Raw genomic sequence first — 679 nt, 5'->3', positions numbered from 1 at the left:
TATTCGCTCAGGCCGACCATCCGCTCGCACTGTTCCTCGACGACCTGCAGTGGCTCGACGCAGCGACCCTGGACCTGCTCGTGGACCTGCTGATCCAGCCGGAACTGCGCTACCTGATGGTCATCGGTGCGTATCGCGACAACGAGGTGGATGCCGCTCATCCGCTGACAGCCCGGCTTGAAGCGATCCGCAGCGCGGGCGCGAAGATCGGGGAAATCCGGCTCGCGCCGCTGACCGGTGCGCATGTCGGCCATCTGATCGCGGACGCGCTGCACTGTGCGCCTGAAAAACTTGCGCCCCTGGCGCGCCTCGTGACCGACAGGACGGGAGGCAATCCGTTCTTCGTGATCCAGTTCCTGCACGCGCTGGCCGAAGGCGATCTGCTGGCATTCGATCACGATGCGCGGCAGTGGCGCTGGGATACAGAACGCATCCAGGCCAGCGGCTACACCGACAACGTCGTGGACCTGATGGCCGGCAAGCTGACGCGCCTGCCGCCCGCGACACAGCACGCGCTTCAGCAGCTTGCCTGTCTCGGGAACACCGCGGACCTCGCGACCCTGTCGGCCGTGCTCGGCATGCCGGAGGCGGGGATTCACGCCGTGGTCTGGGAGGCGGTTCGCCAGGAACTCGTCGTGCGGCTCGAAGGCGCCTACGCGTTCGTTCACGACCGGGTTCA

1 protein-coding gene is annotated in these 679 nt (G+C 66.6%); it reads left to right on the top strand.

All coding sequences use genetic code 11. From position 1 onward, the window contains the following. Window positions 1-679: ATP-binding protein (locus tag VSR82_RS39915; RefSeq protein WP_498858917.1), on the top strand; the 679-nt coding region annotated here is incomplete at both ends.

The organism is Burkholderia sp. JPY481 (assembly GCF_038900515.1).
Taxonomy (GTDB): Bacteria; Pseudomonadota; Gammaproteobacteria; order Burkholderiales; family Burkholderiaceae; genus Paraburkholderia; species Paraburkholderia youngii.
Note: the sequence above shows the minus strand (reverse complement) of the source record. Positions and strands in the feature narration are given on the sequence as shown.